This is a genomic window from Roseibium sp. (assembly GCF_025698965.1).
GTDB lineage: Bacteria > Pseudomonadota > Alphaproteobacteria > Rhizobiales > Stappiaceae > Roseibium.
This window is the reverse complement of record NZ_JAILWL010000109.1, coordinates 1-14,950: the sequence shown is the minus strand read 5'-3', so window position 1 is coordinate 14,950 and position 14,950 is coordinate 1. Positions and strand designations below refer to the sequence as shown.

The window sequence follows — 14,950 nt, the reverse complement described above, 5'->3', positions numbered from 1 at the left end:
CAGTTCCTCGATCATTGTCTGCACGCTTTCCAGCGTTCTGCCCATGAACCGGCGCTGACATTCCGGACCGGTCATCGGATAGCCCAGCTCTGTGACAATGTTGGCCATGTTCTGGTTGGTCAGGCGTTCCGTATCGACGAGAACACCGTCGCAATCGAAAATGACAAGGCTGGGGGTCATGAAGTGTCCTTGAACAAGATTAGGGGTCAACCGCGTCCGGTGGAGCCGAAGCCACCGGTACCGCGCTTCGTATCTGAAAGGGTGTCGACTTCCTGAATTTCGGCTTGCAAAACCGGTGCGATCACCATCTGCGCGATCCGTTCCCCGCGCGCTATCTCGAAAGTCTCCCGGCCGAGATTGATCAGAATGACCTTGACCTCGCCCCGGTAGTCCGCGTCGATCGTTCCCGGTGTGTTCAATACGGTGACACCGTGTTTGGCGGCAAGGCCCGACCGGGGGCGAACCTGCGCTTCGAAGCCGGCCGGAAGCGCCATGGCAAGACCGGTGGGCACTAGAGCGCGTTCACCCGGTGAGAGCGAGAGCGGGGCGTCGACCGCAGCCAGAAGATCAAGACCGGCTGCAAGCTCAGATTGATAAGTTGGCAACGGCAGGTCCCCGCCGTGGTCAAGACGTTTCAGTTCCAGTGTGACAGTCATGGCGGTTTTCCGGCGTTGAAGGCTTGGGTGGGATCTTGTGGGCGAGTGACGATATTCGGCAGTTCCTGTCAAGACTGTCAGGTAGACAAAAGAGGCATCAGAAAAACCAGCTACCTACTTGAAGTCGTTGCGATCTCCTGAAACACTCTGACGCATCGTAATGTTGTCCGGGGTTTGTCCCCGGTTGGGAGATTTACAACATGAGACGTTTCATTTTCGCATTCACGACAGGTGTTCTTCTGGTAACCGCTCCTGCAGCTTTTGCTCAAACGGTGGGTTTCGCCGAAGCGATCAAGATACTATCCGCAAGTTGCGGTCAGGACATCGAAAAATATTGCAAGTCAGCAACTCTGGCAAATAACGGCATCGGCAAGTGCCTGCAGGAGAACCAGGCCAAGGTATCTCAGAAGTGCAACGCTGATCGTGCAGTGGTTGCTTCCCTTATCCAGGAGCGTCTTGCAGCCCAGGCTGCTGCTCCCAAAATCTGCGACAGGGACGCAGCTCAATATTGCAAGGGCGTGAAACAGGGAGCCGGTCACATCCTGCGCTGCCTGCTCAAGGCACAGCCTTCCGTCAGCGCGAAATGCAACACCGCCATCGACCTGGCCGGATACCGCTAACACCTGTTTTGGAGACTTTCGATGAACAAGATTTTTCTTGCCGGTGTTTCGGCCGCCTTCCTTGCTGTTTCCGCGTCCGGCGTCTTTGCGCAAACAAAGCTGAGTCGCAACGAAATCATCAACTCCCTGCAGGGTGCTCAGCAGGAAGTCGATGTCAGCGCTGACGAACTGCAAAAAGCGGCGTTTGAAAACATCCAGAAATATCCTGGGGCCAATTCTCCGGGGAACCTGCCGCTTTGGGACAAGCTGGCCTCCTTGCGCCAGTTCAACGTGGAAATCACCTTTGATCTGAATTCAGCGCGCATTCGGCCCGAGTCCTATGAAACTGTTGGCCTGATCGCGGACGCTTTGCACACACCCTATCTGCAGGGGCAGACCTTCTTCATCGTTGGGCACACGGATGCAACGGGTACGCGCGAATACAATCTCGAGCTGTCGATCAAACGCGCAAAGTCGGTACGTGAAGCTTTGGTGACCACGTTCCAGGTGCCAGGTGAATATCTGAAGGCCGTCGGTCTTGGAGAAGAACAGCTTCGCGACCCGTCCAAGCCCGATTCAGGCATCAACCGCCGTGTACAGCTGATCAACGTCGGTTACAGATAAGTCAGTTATTCTTGATTGGCATCGACTGCTCCCGGGTCACCGGGAGCGGTTTCTGTTTATTGTTCCCGAATCCGGAACAGCCCTTTTCCAAAAACTGAGCTTCTGAACCGGGCGCTGCGGCTTATCTTCGAAAAGTCATCAATATTTGTCTGATGGAGGTACCCGAATGCCGGAGGCAATCATTCCGCCTGTGTTCTTGGCCCATGGCGCGCCGACCCTGGCGCTTGACGAGACTGCAGCCAACCGGTTTCTGACGCGCTTTGCCGAGCACCAGTCGACGCCAAAATCGATTCTGATCCTTTCCGCGCATTGGGAAACGGACGGATTGAAACTCTCCGCACCTGGGCCCTTGCGCACGATCCATGATTTCCGAGGCTTTCCTGCGCCGCTTTATGAAATCACTTACCCGGTCAGTACAAACGAAGATCAGGTCGATGAAGCTGCGAAGCTACTCGAAAAGAGTGGGTATGACGTGGAGTTGGACAGTTCCTGGGGATTGGATCACGGTGCCTGGGTGCCCTTGTCGCTCGCCTATCCGAAGGCAGACATCCCCGTGACGGCCCTGTCACTGCCCCGTGGAAGCACCCCGGCATCGGTTCATGCCTTGGGACAAGCCCTTTCCTCACTTAAGGAAAGAGGTGTTCTGATTGTCGGTTCCGGGAGCACCACGCACAATCTGCGCGAAATTCGCCCGCAAGGATCGGAGGCCGAGGATTGGGCGAAGGGCTTCGACGATTGGTTGGACGAAGGCTTGAATTCGGGCTCAATCGACTATTTCGGTGATCTGGCAAATGCACCTGACTTTCGCCGTGCCCATCCGACTGACGAACATCTGCTGCCGCTGTTCTTCGCGTTCGGGGCAGGTGGTTCGCAAGCGCGCCCCAACCTGCTGCACCGGAGTTATGAATACGGCACGCTCAGCATGAGCTACTTCCGTTTCGCAGCCTAGGTCAAATCATGGCTGTCGGTTTTACGAGGATGAGCGTTAGGAGCCTTTGTCGCCTGTCAAGGCGGCGGCGGCCCGCGCAATGATCTGCCGGGCGACGTCGGTCTTGTCCATCTGTGGCCAGTCTTCGACCCCGTCCTTGCTGACAAGGCGAACTGTGTTGGCGTCTCCACCCATGATGCCGGTTTCAGGGCTGACATCATTGGCGATGATCCAGTCAGCCTTCTTGCGCTCCAGCTTGGAGCGGGCGTTTTGAAGCAGGTTCTGCGTTTCGGCTGCAAATCCGATCAAGAGATCCGGCCGCAATGATGTGTGGTGGCCGATGGTTGCCAGAATATCCGGGTTTTCAATCAGATTGAGGGCGGGTGGTTTGCCGCTGCCATCCTTTTTGATCTTCTGCGCCCCTTCAGATGCCATGCGCCAGTCCGCGACGGCAGCTGCCATGATGACGATGTCCGCGGGAAGATGGCTTTCCACCGCCTTCAGCATGTCTGCAGCCGATTCCACCGGCACCACAGTGATGTTGGCCGGGTCAGGCAGTTCGACCGGACCGGAAACAAGCGTCACTCGCGCACCTGCGGCATAGGCGGCTTCAGCAAGGGCATGCCCCTGCTTGCCGGAAGAACGGTTGGCGATGTAGCGCACGGGGTCGATAGGCTCGTGCGTCGGGCCGGAGGTGATCAGAACGTGTCTGCCGGCAAGGGGCAACTCTCCGGCTTCGGCCCTCTGGTCGCGCAACACCGCTTCTGCCGCAGCGACGATTTCCAGCGGTTCACTCATTCGGCCGACACCGGCTTCACCCTTCTCCGCCATTTCTCCCGAGGCCGGGCCGACAAAACGGATCCCACGTTTCTGAAGCGTTTCCAGATTGCGAACCGTTGCCGGGTTTTGCCACATTTTCGGGTTCATGGCCGGAGCTGCAAGAACTGGTTTGTCTGTTGCAAGAAGGACTGCGGTGGCCAGATCGTCTGCAATGCCGTGAACCATCTTGGCCATTAGATTGGCCGTGGTGGGCGCAATCAGGATCAGGTCATGGTCCCGCGCCAGGCGTATATGCCCGACATCATGCTCCGCTTCCCGGTCGAACAGGTCGGTGAATACCTTTTCGGCAGCCAATGCACCAACCGCAAGCGGGGTAACGAATTTCCGCGCCCCGGACGTCATGACCGGTACAACCCGGGCGCCGCGCTCCTTCAGACGGCGGATCAGGTCCAACGACTTGTAGGCCGCGATCCCGCCGCTGATGATCAGTACGATTTCCTTGCCGTTCAGCATCGTGTCAATGGATCCATGGCCTTAACTAGCAGCCCACCGAGGGCGGCGGTTCCGATCGCGATCAGAATCCTGTCCGGAAGTCTCTGGGTGCCGGAGAAATCACCTGCGTGCCCTGACCGGTGATCTGATAGACGGAAAGGCCGCGCTCGTTGAGTCCATTGGATTGGAAGCGGAACAGTCCGTCAATACCGATAAAGCCGTCGCGGTTGGTCAGGATACTTTGCTGGAAGCGCTGCGGTCCTGCGGAACGGATCAGGCCTGCTGCGAGCGTCACGCCGTCATAAACAAGACTGGCATTGCGCGGCGGTCGTGCTCCGTAAGTGCTCTGATAGCGTTGTGCGAAGGCCTGGAAACCCTTGTCTTCCGGCCCGGCGAACCAGGCGCCTGCAAGCACGGGGTTGTTCTTGATCTGTGGCGTGTCCCACTGCCCGGAGCCAAGCAGCTTGACCTGACCGAGATTGGCACCCTGACTGACAAGGGTTTGGACAACCTGGGCCGGAACGGTCCCGCCAGCCGGCAGAAACAACGCATCGACATTGTTGAGAACGGATTTCAGCGCGGAGGTCTTTGCGATCAGGTCCGACGTGTCTGAGCCGCTCGTCTTGTATCGCTGAATGGTGGCGATCCGTCCACCACCGCGCCCGACCTCCTGGCGAAACGCCGCTTCCACGACAGCACCATAGGCTCCTTCGGGAACCAGAGCTGCGTAGGAGCTCTTCTGCTGGCTGTTGGCGTAGCCGACGATCCGTTTGACATCGCTTTCCGGCAGGAAGCTCAGGAGATAGACGCCCCGTGCCGCGACGGATGTATCGGTTGAAAACGCAATTACCGGAACGCCAGTGGCCCGTGCAGCGGTGGCGGCGCCCGAAACGGCTTGCGAAAAGACAGGCCCGAGGATCAGTTCAGCGCCTTCCGAAATTGCGGCTTGTGCCGCAGCCCGGCCACCTTCGGCGGTGCCGCCAGTATCCTTGACCAGCAGCTGAACATCCGCATTGGGGAAGTTCTGCAGGGCAAGGGACGCGGAATTCTTGAACACGGTGCCGATAGAGGCATTGCCGCCACTGCTGGTCAGCGGCAACAACAATCCAACCCGCACGCTACCTGTGCCGATCACCTCGCCGGTGACCTGGGGCTGTGCACCCGGCTGGATCTGCTCGCCCGGATAGGAGCCGAGCGTCGATCCCATGCAGCCTGCAAGCAGCATCGTGCCGACACCCGCAAACGCTGTTTTCAAAAAGACGCGTCTGCGCTGTTGATCTGTTTTGCCCCGCATTGCACTTGCCATTTTTGTCAATCCACCCATTGGCAAAGACTTACGTATTCGTTGTGCACATGTCCAGTTTTAGTGGCATTTCAGTGGCATATCTGTTTGATGATCGGTGAATTTACCTTGCAACAGTTGCATTGTGCGGCTAGCGCAAGGAGGCAGATCCCTCACCCTTGCGGGAATTCTGGAATGCTCAAGGAGGCTTTATGGGGACCGACACCGCAGCGTCACAAGCGGAGAAAAATCGCTACAGCCTGTCGGAACACGTCTTCTCGGCCCCAAATCTGGAGCCGGCGCTATACATTGTTTCAACCCCGATCGGCAATTTGGGTGACATCACTGTCCGGGCGCTTGAGACGCTTGCCGCAAGCAGCGTGATCGCCTGTGAGGATACGCGGGTTACCTCAACCCTGACGCAGAAATTTGGTCTCAAGACCCCTCTGTTGGCCTACCACGAGCACAATGCGGACAAGCAGCGGCCCAAAATTCTTGCCGAACTCACCGAAGGCCGGCCTGTGGCTCTGGTTTCCGATGCGGGCACGCCCCTGGTATCCGATCCGGGCTACCGCCTTGTGCGTGACGTCGTGGCGGAAGGTTTCAAAGTCATCCCGATACCGGGGGCTTCCGCGCCGCTTGCAGGACTTGTCGCTTCCGGACTGCCGAGCGACACGGTTCTGTTCGCTGGTTTTCTGCCCCAGAAAGGTGGACCAAAAACAAGACGTCTCGAGGAACTGGCCAAAATTCCATCCACGTTGATCTTCTTTGAATCTCCGCATCGCACCGGTGCAACGCTGGAAGTGATGGCCGAAGTCCTGGGGGGCGACCGCGAAGCCGTGGTGGCGCGCGAACTCACCAAACGTTTTGAAACCTTCGAACGCGGCACGCTTACCCACCTTGCTGAGCGATTTGACGGTCAGCAGGTCAAAGGCGAAATCGTTATTCTGATTGGTCCGCCCGACGACAAGCCGGAAGCAGAAGCTTCGGACCTGGATACCCTGTTGAAAGAGGCGCTTGCGGATATGCCGGTGAGTGCGGCCGCAAAGAAAGTATCAAAGGCAACCGGGCTGGATCGCAACGAAGTTTATAAAAGAGCCCTCGACCTGAAATCGGGAGACGGCTGACGATGGGCAAGACCAAGTCTGCTGCTGCCGATAAACGCCGGCGCGCGTATGCTCAGGGTCTTTCGGCGGAGACCTGGGCCGCCTGGTATTTGCGCCTGACCGGTTGGCGCATTTTAAAACACCGCTACAAGACCAAGGTTGGCGAAATCGACCTGATTGCCAAACGGCGGAAAACAGTTGCATTTGTCGAAGTCAAGGCCAGGAAGTCCCGCCGGGCCGCGTTGGAAGCCGTCACACCGGCCAGCCAGAAACGTATTTCCAGGGCGGCAAAAATCTTTGTTGCCCAGCATCCGAAGGCAGGATTTTACACCTTGCGTTTCGATGTGATCGTCATCCGTCCCTGGGCTTTGCCGGAACGGATTGCAAATGCATTTGACGCTTGGGATTAGAGCGCAGCCAGTGAATGTGTTCCAGCTCCGACTGTGGTCAAATTTTCCCCGCCACTGGACAAAGCGGTACCGCCAACGCATATCTGGACCAATCGTTCCATAGCGTTTCGTGAAAATATTGACACAGGAAGCATCATGGTTCGCGTTGAAATCTGTGATTTCAGGCAGCGATGGGTGATTCGGTCTTTTCACGAGGTGCTTTAAAACCCCCTGAGCGCGAAACGCGCCCCCGCCGGGAGTCGCCTTATGGCTTTGAAAGTTGCGGTCCAGATGGACCATATCTCCTCCATCAACATCGCCGGCGACAGCGCCTTTGCCATGATGCTGGAAGCGCAGAACCGAGGTCATGAGCTGTATCACTACACACCCGAACGCCTCGCACAGCGGGGTGACGACGTGTTTTGCGCGCTGGAGCCGATTGAAGTGCGCGACGAAAAAGGCAACCACTTCACGCTTGGCGAAAAGCAGCGCACGGATATGCGCGAGATGGACGTGGTGTTGATGCGCCAGGATCCGCCTTTCGATCTGGCCTATATCGCGGCCACTCACATTCTGGAAAAAATCCATCCCGATACACTGGTGGTCAATGATCCGGCTTCCGTCCGAAATGCGCCGGAAAAGCTGTTCGTGACCGAATTTGCCGATCTGATGCCGCCAACCCTGATCACCAAGGACAAGTCGGAAATCGATCTCTTCCGCGAGGAATATGGCGACATCGTCATGAAACCGCTTTTCGGACATGGCGGCGCGGCGGTGTTCAGGGTGACCCGCGACGATCTAAATTACGGCTCGCTCTACGACTTCTTCGACGCAACTTTCCGCGAGCCCTGGGTCATCCAGCAGTTTCTGCCGAACGTGAAGCACGGCGACAAGCGCATCCTGCTGGTGGATGGAGAATTTGCCGGAGCCGTCAATCGTGTTCCGGCTGAGGGCGACCTGCGTTCCAACATGGTGCGTGGTGGCGCTCCCACCGACAGCGACCTTAGCGACCGCGAACGGGAAATCTGCGCGCGCCTCGGCCCGTCCCTGCGCGAAAAAGGACTCATTCTGGTCGGCATCGACGTCATCGACGGTCGTCTGACTGAAATCAATGTTACCGCTCCGACGGGCATTCGTGCCATTCGCAATCTCGGTGGCCCGGATGTGGCGGCCATGGTCTGGGATGTGCTGGAAAACAAGGCGAAACGCTAAGCCTATAAACCTTCAGGCAAAAAAAACCTCCGCGCGGGGCACGGAGGTCAGAAGTTTGTGCTTAGACAATGCAACAGAGGGCCTAAACGGCAGCCTCTGTTTGGTAAAACCCGCATAGGATGTTCTTCTTCCAGAAAAAAGTTGGAAACTGTGGTCGAGGCGCCACAGGTTTTCAGCCGATTTTGGGAAATGCACAAAAATTTCAACAAGTTATGAAAGTTCAATTTTTGAATCTTTTTTGTAAAAAAAATCGCGAGCCCTGACAAAAATACGAAAGACCGCTCGCCCGAAACGGGAAAGCGGTCTCTTGCAGCGGTTCCGGAAATGCGTCTGTCCGGTTGTTGCCTGTCTTATTCGGCGGCTTCCGTCTTGATGACGCCGCGGCGGATCTGGTCTTCCTCGATCGATTCAAACAGGGCCCGGAAATTGCCTTCGCCGAAGCCTTCATCGCCCTTGCGCTGAATGAACTCGAAGAAGATCGGTCCGATCACGGTTTTTGAGAAGATCTGCAGAAGGATCTTTGTCATGCCGCCATCAATCACGCCTTCGCCGTCAATCAGGATACCGTGGCGTTTCATGCGGTCGATCGGTTCGTCATGTCCGTTCACCCGGTCGCGAGACATTTCGTAATAGGTTTCCGGCGGGCCCGGCATGAATCTCAACTCGTTCGCCGCGAGCTTGTCGGTGCTGTCGTAGATATCGTCCGTACCAACGGCGATATGCTGGATGCCCTCACCGTTATACTTCTTCAAATACTCCTCGATCTGGCTGGTATCGTCCTTGGACTCGTTCAGCGGTATGCGGATCTTGCCGCAGGGGCTGGTGATTGCCCGGCTGACCAGTCCGGTGATCCGTCCGTCGATGTCGAAGAAGTGGATCTGCTTGAAATTGAAGAGATCGCGGTAAAAGTCCCACCACTTGTCCATGTTGCCGCGATAGACATTGTGCGTCAGATGATCGAGATAGTAGAAACCGACGCCTTCCGGCTTCGGATCAATCTCGCCCAGCCAGTCAAATTCCGCGGAATAGGCAGAGCCTTTGTCGCCATAGGTGTCCACGAAGTACAGCAGTGAGCCGCCAATTCCGACAATTGCAGGCACGTCCAGGGTCTTGTCGTTGCCCTCATATGGCGTGGCTCCCCGTGCCACCGCATACTGATAGGCCTTGTCGGCATCGACCACACGCCAGGCCATGGCCGGAGCACACGGTCCGTGCGTTTCAACGAAAGCCATGCCGTGGCTGCCGGGTTCCGCGTTCAGCACATAGGTGACATCGCCCTGCCGGTAGAGGGTGATGTTCCTGGTCCTGTGCTTCGCGACCGGCACAAAACCCATCTTGCGAAAGAGGGTGTCCAGTTTCTCCGGTTCCGGATGGGAGAACTCGACAAATTCAAAACCATCGGTCCCTGCCGGGTTTTCCGATGTGATTTGGGCAGGTGGCGCGTTATGCGGAAACGGTCCCAAGGCTTATCCTCCTTCTGAAACAAGATTGTTGAAGACAGAATGCCGGGGATCATGCGCAGGGTGTGTGCAATCCACGTGATTTCGCGTAAGCTTATGCACATATTGTGTGGTTTATTCGGAAATGACGCATGTCAATTGCGCTGGATAGCTTTGATGTAAAACTCCTTGCGGCCTTGCAGGAAAATGCCGCATTGACCAATGCCGAGCTGGGGGAGGTGATCAGCCTGTCCGCCAGTCAAGTTTCACGCCGCCGTCAGAAGCTGGAGGGGGCCGGGGTCATTCGGCGCTACAGGGCGGCTTTGGACCCCGAAGCACTAGGTTTGACGGTAACGGCCTTTGTCGGTGTCACGCTCGGGGCGCATAGCAAGGAAAATGCCCGCAAGTTCCGAAACATGGTCACTGCCATGCCGCAGGTGCAGGAGGCCCACACACTGACCGGTGATGTTGATTACATGCTGAAAATCGTGGTTCCGGACCTCAAGACACTCAGCCACATCATTAATGACGAACTGTTGCCGCAGGAGGCGGTTCAAAACGTGCGCTCTTCAATCGCCATGGAAACGCTGAAGGACGACAATTTGCTGCCGCTTGGCCGCTAGTGCGGTGAATTTGAAATTCAGCTCATGAATGCGGCATGCTCCAAAGCGAACTTCAGATGCGAGTGACTAGAAGCCGAAAACCTTCAGGAGATCCGACCAGAAGTCATCCCGGAGCCCCGAAAGATCCGGTGCGGCGCTGCCTTGCGTATCTACCAGGCAAATGTCCGCCCACCCCTTTTCAGCTGATAGCAGACAGGTTGCGTCACCCCGGGTGTCCTCAGCCAGGAAGAGCCTGGTCCCGGCATGGGTTTTGTGAATGAGAACCGGGTTTTCAAGCGTTTCGGTCGAGGTAAAGACATAGGTCGGATACTCAGACCCCTGCGGCAGACCGCGATCCTGCACGGCGTGAATGACCAGATCCTCGTTTGAGGGCGTGATAGCGCCGGTTGCGGACGTTTTGCGGGAAAGCGTTGTTCGAAACGCGTGCAGTTTCCCCGTCGAGCTCTCACCCGCCGAGGCGAGGGAATTCTGATAGCTGGAGACCTGCTGCTCGTCGATGATTTTCGAATAGCTGTCCGGATTTTCATCGGACAGAAACGCATGGGCAGGGGTAACGATGGCAAGGCATGCCATCAAGACAGGAAACACGGATGAGAACTTCAAAACACCAAATTCCTGATCGGCATAGCCGCTAGGCACAGTGGGTTAAGGGCGACGACGAAAAACTGTACGCAAATGTAACGCAAACTTGCGCTGCTTGTAGAAATTCCCATTTGATAGGGCAATTGTGATTTGCCCTTCTAGGGGCGGTATGTGGGAGCCAATTGATGTTTGACGCTAAATCCTTGCTGGATCAGTTTCTGGGTGGCCAGTCTGGCAACCAAAGTGGCAGCCGAGGTGGTGCAACCGCTGCACAACGCGGCGGATCGGGCGATCTGCTGTCGCAAGGCAAGGATTTTCTGTCGTCACAAGGCGGAGGACTCGCGCTTGGTGGCCTTGCAGGTCTGATGCTCGGGACCAAGTCTGGTCGCAAAATCGGCAAGAAAGCCGTGACTTATGGTGGCCTCGCACTGGTTGCCGGTCTCGCCTACAAGGCCTATCAGGGCCATAAGGCCAATCAGCAAAACGCTCCGCGCCCGCAATATCCGCAGGATGAGCCGATCCCGTTGGAAGCTCCGCGTGGAACGGCGTTTGACCCGGCGCAGCAGCCTGGCGGTGAAAACCAGTTCGCCGTGGCACTTCTGACCGCGATGATTGCGGCCGCCAAGGCGGACGGCCATATCGACCGTGAGGAGCAAGACCGGATTTTCGAAAAGATCGACGAGGCAGGTCTCGACAGTGAGGCAAAGGCCTTCCTGATGGATGAATTGCGCTCGCCACTCGATCTTGACAAGGTTGTTGCCTTCGCGAGTTGCCCGGAAACCGCAGCCGAGATTTATGCCGCCTCGCGTTTGGCCATCGACCCGGACCATCCGGCGGAAAGAGCCTATCTGCAAATGCTTGCAGCGCGCCTCGGACTGGAACCCGGCCTGATCGACGAAATCGAACTGGCCGTGCGTGAAGCTGAAATGGCTGGTTGACCGGTCCGGCAGAACGTTCTGATTGAAAACTTCCCGATCCCGGCCTCATCTTGCAGGCCGGGATCTTTCAGTCAGGTTGGAGCGGGCTTTCTTCGGAGAACTTAATCCGGCTTGGGGCCGACATATTGCGATGCCGGCCGGATCAGTTTGCCGGTTTGCTGCTGTTCCAGCACATGTGCACACCAGCCTGGAGTTCGGCCGGTGGCAAAGAGCGGTGTAAACAGGGACCGGTCGATGCCGATCGCATCGAGCAAGACAGCTGTGTAGAATTCCACATTGGTGTCAAGAGGTCGGTCAGGCTTGGCGCGTTTGAGCGCTGCAAGCGCCTCATTTTCGATGTTTTCAGCCAACTGTACTTTCGGGTTTTCCGATCCAAGCAGCTGCAAACCGGCTTTCAGCACGTCGGCGCGCGGGTCTCGCGTTCGATAGATCCGATGGCCGAAACCCATCAGCCTTTCTTTCCGGTCCAACGCATCCGTAATCCATGCGGCGGCGTTTTCCGGCTGGCCGATAGCATCGATCATGTCGAGAACCGGACCGGGAGCACCACCGTGTAGCGGGCCGCTCAACGCGCCCATGGCACCCAGAATGGCCTGTTTCATGTCAGCCTGAGTTGATCCGATAACGCGTGCCGTGAACGTGGAGGCATTCAGGCCATGGTCCAGAATGGTCACCAGATATCGATCGAGTGCATCGGAATACCCAGATGGCTGGATGTCTCCGACGAGCATGCGTAGCAGATCGACTGCGGTTGTAAGGCCTGCGTCAGGAGCAATCGGCTTCAGACCTGTCGCGATCCGGTGGGAGGCTGCCAGGAATACAGGCAAGGCACCGCTGATGGCGATCGGGGCCGGCAGATCCTTGTTCAGGACAAGTGCCGCGAGACCAAGTTGCATGCGCTCGTAAACGTCAAGGGAACTTGAAGCACCTTCTAGAAGAGGGACAACGTCGAATGCCGTCATCCTTGCATCGCCAAAGGCCCTAGCCATGGAGGCTGCGTCGGTGAAGCCGAAGTCCTGCCACAGATGCATGACTGCGTCTTCAAAGGAAACGACACCGGCAAGGTCTTCTATTTTCCTGCCACGCAGGATCAGGACACCGTTTTGACCGTCGACGTCACTTAAACGGGTTGTGGCTGCAACGACACCTTCCAGACCTGCGGTCGGATCCGGAAGCATCTGAGCGGGATTTGGCGCTTCGGTCATGGTCATCTCCTTCTTTGGTTTGCGTCAGATAGAAAGAAGGCATTGCCTTGATCAATGTTGATAAATAAAATCAACCTATGAGCACTCCAATCTTTCTTTCTGCCCGGGAGGCCGCCGCGGAGCTCGGTGTTCAGCCGGCCACTCTCTATGCCTATGTTAGTCGGGGGTTGATTTCCTCGGTTGCGGGACCGGGAAAAAAGCGCCGCTACGACGCAGCGGATGTCCGTCGACTGAAAGGCCGCAAGGCCGCTGAAGATCACGCGGGGTCCCGGCCTCTGACCGGAGATCCGGTGCTTGAAACCGAGCTCACGCTGATTGCCGAGAACGGCCCTGTTTACCGCGGACGTTTGGCGAGAGATCTTGCGGAAACCTCGACACTTGAAACGGTTGCGACGCTGCTATGGGACTCTGACAAAGATCCATTTGCCGACAATGTACCCCTCAGCCCGCCTGCGCTTCCCTCGGGTCTGGCCGCTCTGGACAGGCTGATGATGGCGCTGGCAGCCTGGCCGTTGCAGGACAGGGCCGCATTTACACTTGCGCCCAGACTGCTTCAGATCAAGGGCGCGGCGCTCCTTCGTTATGGGGTCGCGGCGCTTCTTGACCAGGAACCGGTGGCAATACCGATCCACACTCAGATTGCCAATGCATATGGCGCGTCGGCGGCTGCAAAGAACCTGATCCGCTCCGCACTGGTTCTGTGCGCAGATCATGAACTCAATACAAGTGCTTTTGCTGCGCGGTGTGCCGCGTCGACGCGTGCACCACTTCACGCAGCATTGCTCTCCGGTCTCGGTGCCTTTGCCGGCCCGCGTCATGGCGTGGCTCCCGATAGGGCGACAGCCTGGCTCTCGCAGATCAAATCCGAGACTGATATCGAGATTGTGTTGTCGGATCGTCTGGGCCGGGGTGAGGCCCTTCCCGGGTTCGGTCACTCCATCTATCAGGGACGGGACCCGCGCGCCGATTGCCTTATCGATATGTTGCAGCGAACGGAAAACGGACACCCGTTCGTGGACCGTCTTCCGGCGCTGATGGCGGCAGCAAACGACCTGTTCGACCTGCCACCCAATGTCGACTTTGCCTTGGCAGCAATTCAGAGAACCTATGACCTGCCCAAAGATGCCGGCAAGGTCATCTTCTGTGCCGGGCGGATGACCGGCTGGATCGCACATGCGTTGGAACAATATGCCGCCCATGAAAAAATCCGGCCAAGGGCGGCTTACGTGGGCGAACGTCCGGGATAACACACACCCATGTGCACCCGTTGCACGAAAAGGTTGATTTCTGCCGCCCCTCACCACTAACGTTCGACCTTAAAGGCTTGAGACTGGGGGAGAAACGGGTGGCAGGCATTGTTGAACATGTCGCCAAGGTGTTGCTGCCCGTCCTGATATGCGTGCTGCTGGGCTATGGTCTGTTGCTCGTCAAAACGCAATTCGACACCAGACTTTATGGATCTCCTGTCTCCAATGTCGGCAGCGTGGACTGGCCTGTGGCAACGCTCGCCTTTGGCTCGGAAGGGGCATCGGTGACGATCGGGTTCATCGCCGTCATTGGCGAGCATCATCATCCTGCTCTGCTTCATGCCACCATCAGCCATCACATACCTGCCCGTGGGGTGTTATCAGGCAGAACAGGCACCGGGTGTGACAGGGTTTATTCTGGTTTCAACTTTGCTGACACTTGTCACGTTGCCGATTGTTCTGACCTATTGGGCAACGGGACCGGCAATGGTCATGTTCAGGTAGTCACAGGCTTCAGCCAAATGGGGGATATCAGGTGGAAGTAATTTTCGGACATGTCGTCAATGTCATGCTGCCCGTGTTGCTTTGTGTGCTGCTCGGTTACGGGCTGGCGTTCTTCAAGGCACCTTTCGACACGAAAATGTTCGGAAAACTTGTCTCCAACGTTGGTTATCCCACGCTGATACTCGCGCATCTTGCCAAGGAGCATATTCAGCTCGGCACCTTCCTGACGGTTCTGGGGGCGGCCGTTGGAATGATCCTGGTTTTTGCGGTCTTGGGCTTCATTGTCCTCAAGTTGTTCCGTGTTCCGATAAAAGCCTTCTGGGCACCCATGATGCTGTCCAACG

The 14,950-nt window shown here is 57.0% G+C and carries 17 protein-coding genes and 1 pseudogene; 11 read left to right on the top strand and 7 right to left on the bottom strand.

The features are described 5' to 3' along the window. A partial coding sequence (locus K5905_RS11125) for an HAD hydrolase-like protein (protein ID WP_297583623.1) occupies window positions 1-180 on the bottom strand: 180 nt, incomplete at its 3' end. 26 nt (window positions 181-206) lie between these two features. Next, complete coding sequence (gene dut, locus K5905_RS11120; RefSeq protein WP_297583621.1) at window positions 207-656, bottom strand: dUTP diphosphatase; 450 nt, start codon at window positions 654-656, stop codon at window positions 207-209. Window positions 657-856: 200 nt separating this feature from the next. Here dut and K5905_RS11115 point away from each other — a divergent pair, with 200 nt between their 5' ends. The 3 genes from K5905_RS11115 to K5905_RS11105 all read left to right on the top strand — a co-directional run bounded on the left by K5905_RS11115 (window position 857) and on the right by K5905_RS11105 (window position 2,828). Further along, a complete protein-coding gene (locus K5905_RS11115; protein WP_297583618.1) occupies window positions 857-1,276 on the top strand; it encodes a hypothetical protein in 420 nt (139 codons plus the stop codon). 21 nt (window positions 1,277-1,297) lie between these two features. Further along, window positions 1,298-1,879, top strand: coding sequence for an OmpA family protein (locus tag K5905_RS11110; RefSeq protein WP_297583616.1), 582 nt, complete (start codon window positions 1,298-1,300; stop codon window positions 1,877-1,879). Window positions 1,880-2,045: 166 nt separating this feature from the next. Further along, complete coding sequence (locus tag K5905_RS11105) at window positions 2,046-2,828, top strand: class III extradiol ring-cleavage dioxygenase (protein ID WP_297583613.1); 783 nt, start codon at window positions 2,046-2,048, stop codon at window positions 2,826-2,828. Window positions 2,829-2,864: 36 nt separating this feature from the next. Here K5905_RS11105 and coaBC read toward each other — a convergent pair whose 3' ends face one another. Next, window positions 2,865-4,100: a bifunctional phosphopantothenoylcysteine decarboxylase/phosphopantothenate--cysteine ligase CoaBC gene (gene coaBC, locus K5905_RS11100; RefSeq protein WP_297583610.1), complete on the bottom strand. Its 1,236-nt coding sequence runs from the start codon at window positions 4,098-4,100 to the stop codon at window positions 2,865-2,867. A gap of 61 nt (window positions 4,101-4,161) precedes the next feature. Continuing rightward, window positions 4,162-5,385: a penicillin-binding protein activator gene (locus tag K5905_RS11095; protein WP_297583607.1), complete on the bottom strand. Its 1,224-nt coding sequence runs from the start codon at window positions 5,383-5,385 to the stop codon at window positions 4,162-4,164. A gap of 188 nt (window positions 5,386-5,573) precedes the next feature. On the opposite strand from K5905_RS11095, the gene rsmI reads away from it, so the two are divergent. From rsmI to gshB, 3 genes are all read left to right on the top strand, one after another. Next, a complete protein-coding gene (gene rsmI / locus K5905_RS11090; protein WP_297583604.1) occupies window positions 5,574-6,488 on the top strand; it encodes a 16S rRNA (cytidine(1402)-2'-O)-methyltransferase in 915 nt (304 codons plus the stop codon). A 2-nt stretch (window positions 6,489-6,490) separates the two neighbouring features. After that, on the top strand, window positions 6,491-6,877 hold the full coding sequence (locus K5905_RS11085; RefSeq protein ID WP_297583601.1) for a YraN family protein: 387 nt from the start codon (window positions 6,491-6,493) through the stop codon (window positions 6,875-6,877). A gap of 246 nt (window positions 6,878-7,123) precedes the next feature. Next, complete coding sequence (gshB, locus tag K5905_RS11080; protein WP_297583598.1) at window positions 7,124-8,068, top strand: glutathione synthase; 945 nt, start codon at window positions 7,124-7,126, stop codon at window positions 8,066-8,068. 350 nt (window positions 8,069-8,418) lie between these two features. Here the strand turns inward: gshB and hppD are convergent, their stop codons facing one another. After that, on the bottom strand, window positions 8,419-9,531 hold the full coding sequence (gene hppD / locus K5905_RS11075; RefSeq protein WP_297583595.1) for a 4-hydroxyphenylpyruvate dioxygenase: 1,113 nt from the start codon (window positions 9,529-9,531) through the stop codon (window positions 8,419-8,421). A 128-nt stretch (window positions 9,532-9,659) separates the two neighbouring features. Here hppD and K5905_RS11070 point away from each other — a divergent pair, with 128 nt between their 5' ends. Further along, on the top strand, window positions 9,660-10,130 hold the full coding sequence (locus K5905_RS11070) for an Lrp/AsnC family transcriptional regulator (RefSeq protein WP_297583592.1): 471 nt from the start codon (window positions 9,660-9,662) through the stop codon (window positions 10,128-10,130). A 66-nt stretch (window positions 10,131-10,196) separates the two neighbouring features. On the opposite strand, the gene K5905_RS11065 is transcribed toward K5905_RS11070, so the two are convergent. Continuing rightward, window positions 10,197-10,733, bottom strand: coding sequence for a hypothetical protein (locus tag K5905_RS11065; RefSeq protein ID WP_297583589.1), 537 nt, complete (start codon window positions 10,731-10,733; stop codon window positions 10,197-10,199). A gap of 164 nt (window positions 10,734-10,897) precedes the next feature. Here K5905_RS11065 and K5905_RS11060 point away from each other — a divergent pair, with 164 nt between their 5' ends. Further along, window positions 10,898-11,650 carry a tellurite resistance TerB family protein gene (locus K5905_RS11060; protein WP_297583587.1) on the top strand — a complete coding sequence of 251 codons (753 nt, stop codon included), beginning with the start codon at window positions 10,898-10,900 and terminating at the stop codon, window positions 11,648-11,650. Between the two features lie 101 nt (window positions 11,651-11,751). On the opposite strand, the gene K5905_RS11055 is transcribed toward K5905_RS11060, so the two are convergent. Continuing rightward, entirely contained in the window at window positions 11,752-12,855 is a 1,104-nt protein-coding gene (locus K5905_RS11055) for a citrate synthase/methylcitrate synthase (protein ID WP_297583584.1), read from the bottom strand. A 77-nt stretch (window positions 12,856-12,932) separates the two neighbouring features. On the opposite strand from K5905_RS11055, the gene K5905_RS11050 reads away from it, so the two are divergent. The 3 genes and pseudogenes from K5905_RS11050 to K5905_RS11040 form a co-directional block, all read left to right on the top strand. Continuing rightward, window positions 12,933-14,102, top strand: coding sequence for a citrate/2-methylcitrate synthase (locus K5905_RS11050; RefSeq protein ID WP_297583582.1), 1,170 nt, complete (start codon window positions 12,933-12,935; stop codon window positions 14,100-14,102). 98 nt (window positions 14,103-14,200) lie between these two features. Continuing rightward, window positions 14,201-14,647, top strand: coding sequence for a hypothetical protein (locus K5905_RS11045; RefSeq protein ID WP_297583580.1), 447 nt, complete (start codon window positions 14,201-14,203; stop codon window positions 14,645-14,647). After that, window positions 14,638-14,950 (top strand): annotated as a pseudogene (locus K5905_RS11040) (hypothetical protein); the annotation flags it as partial. The gene K5905_RS11045 and the pseudogene K5905_RS11040, both read left to right, overlap by 10 nt.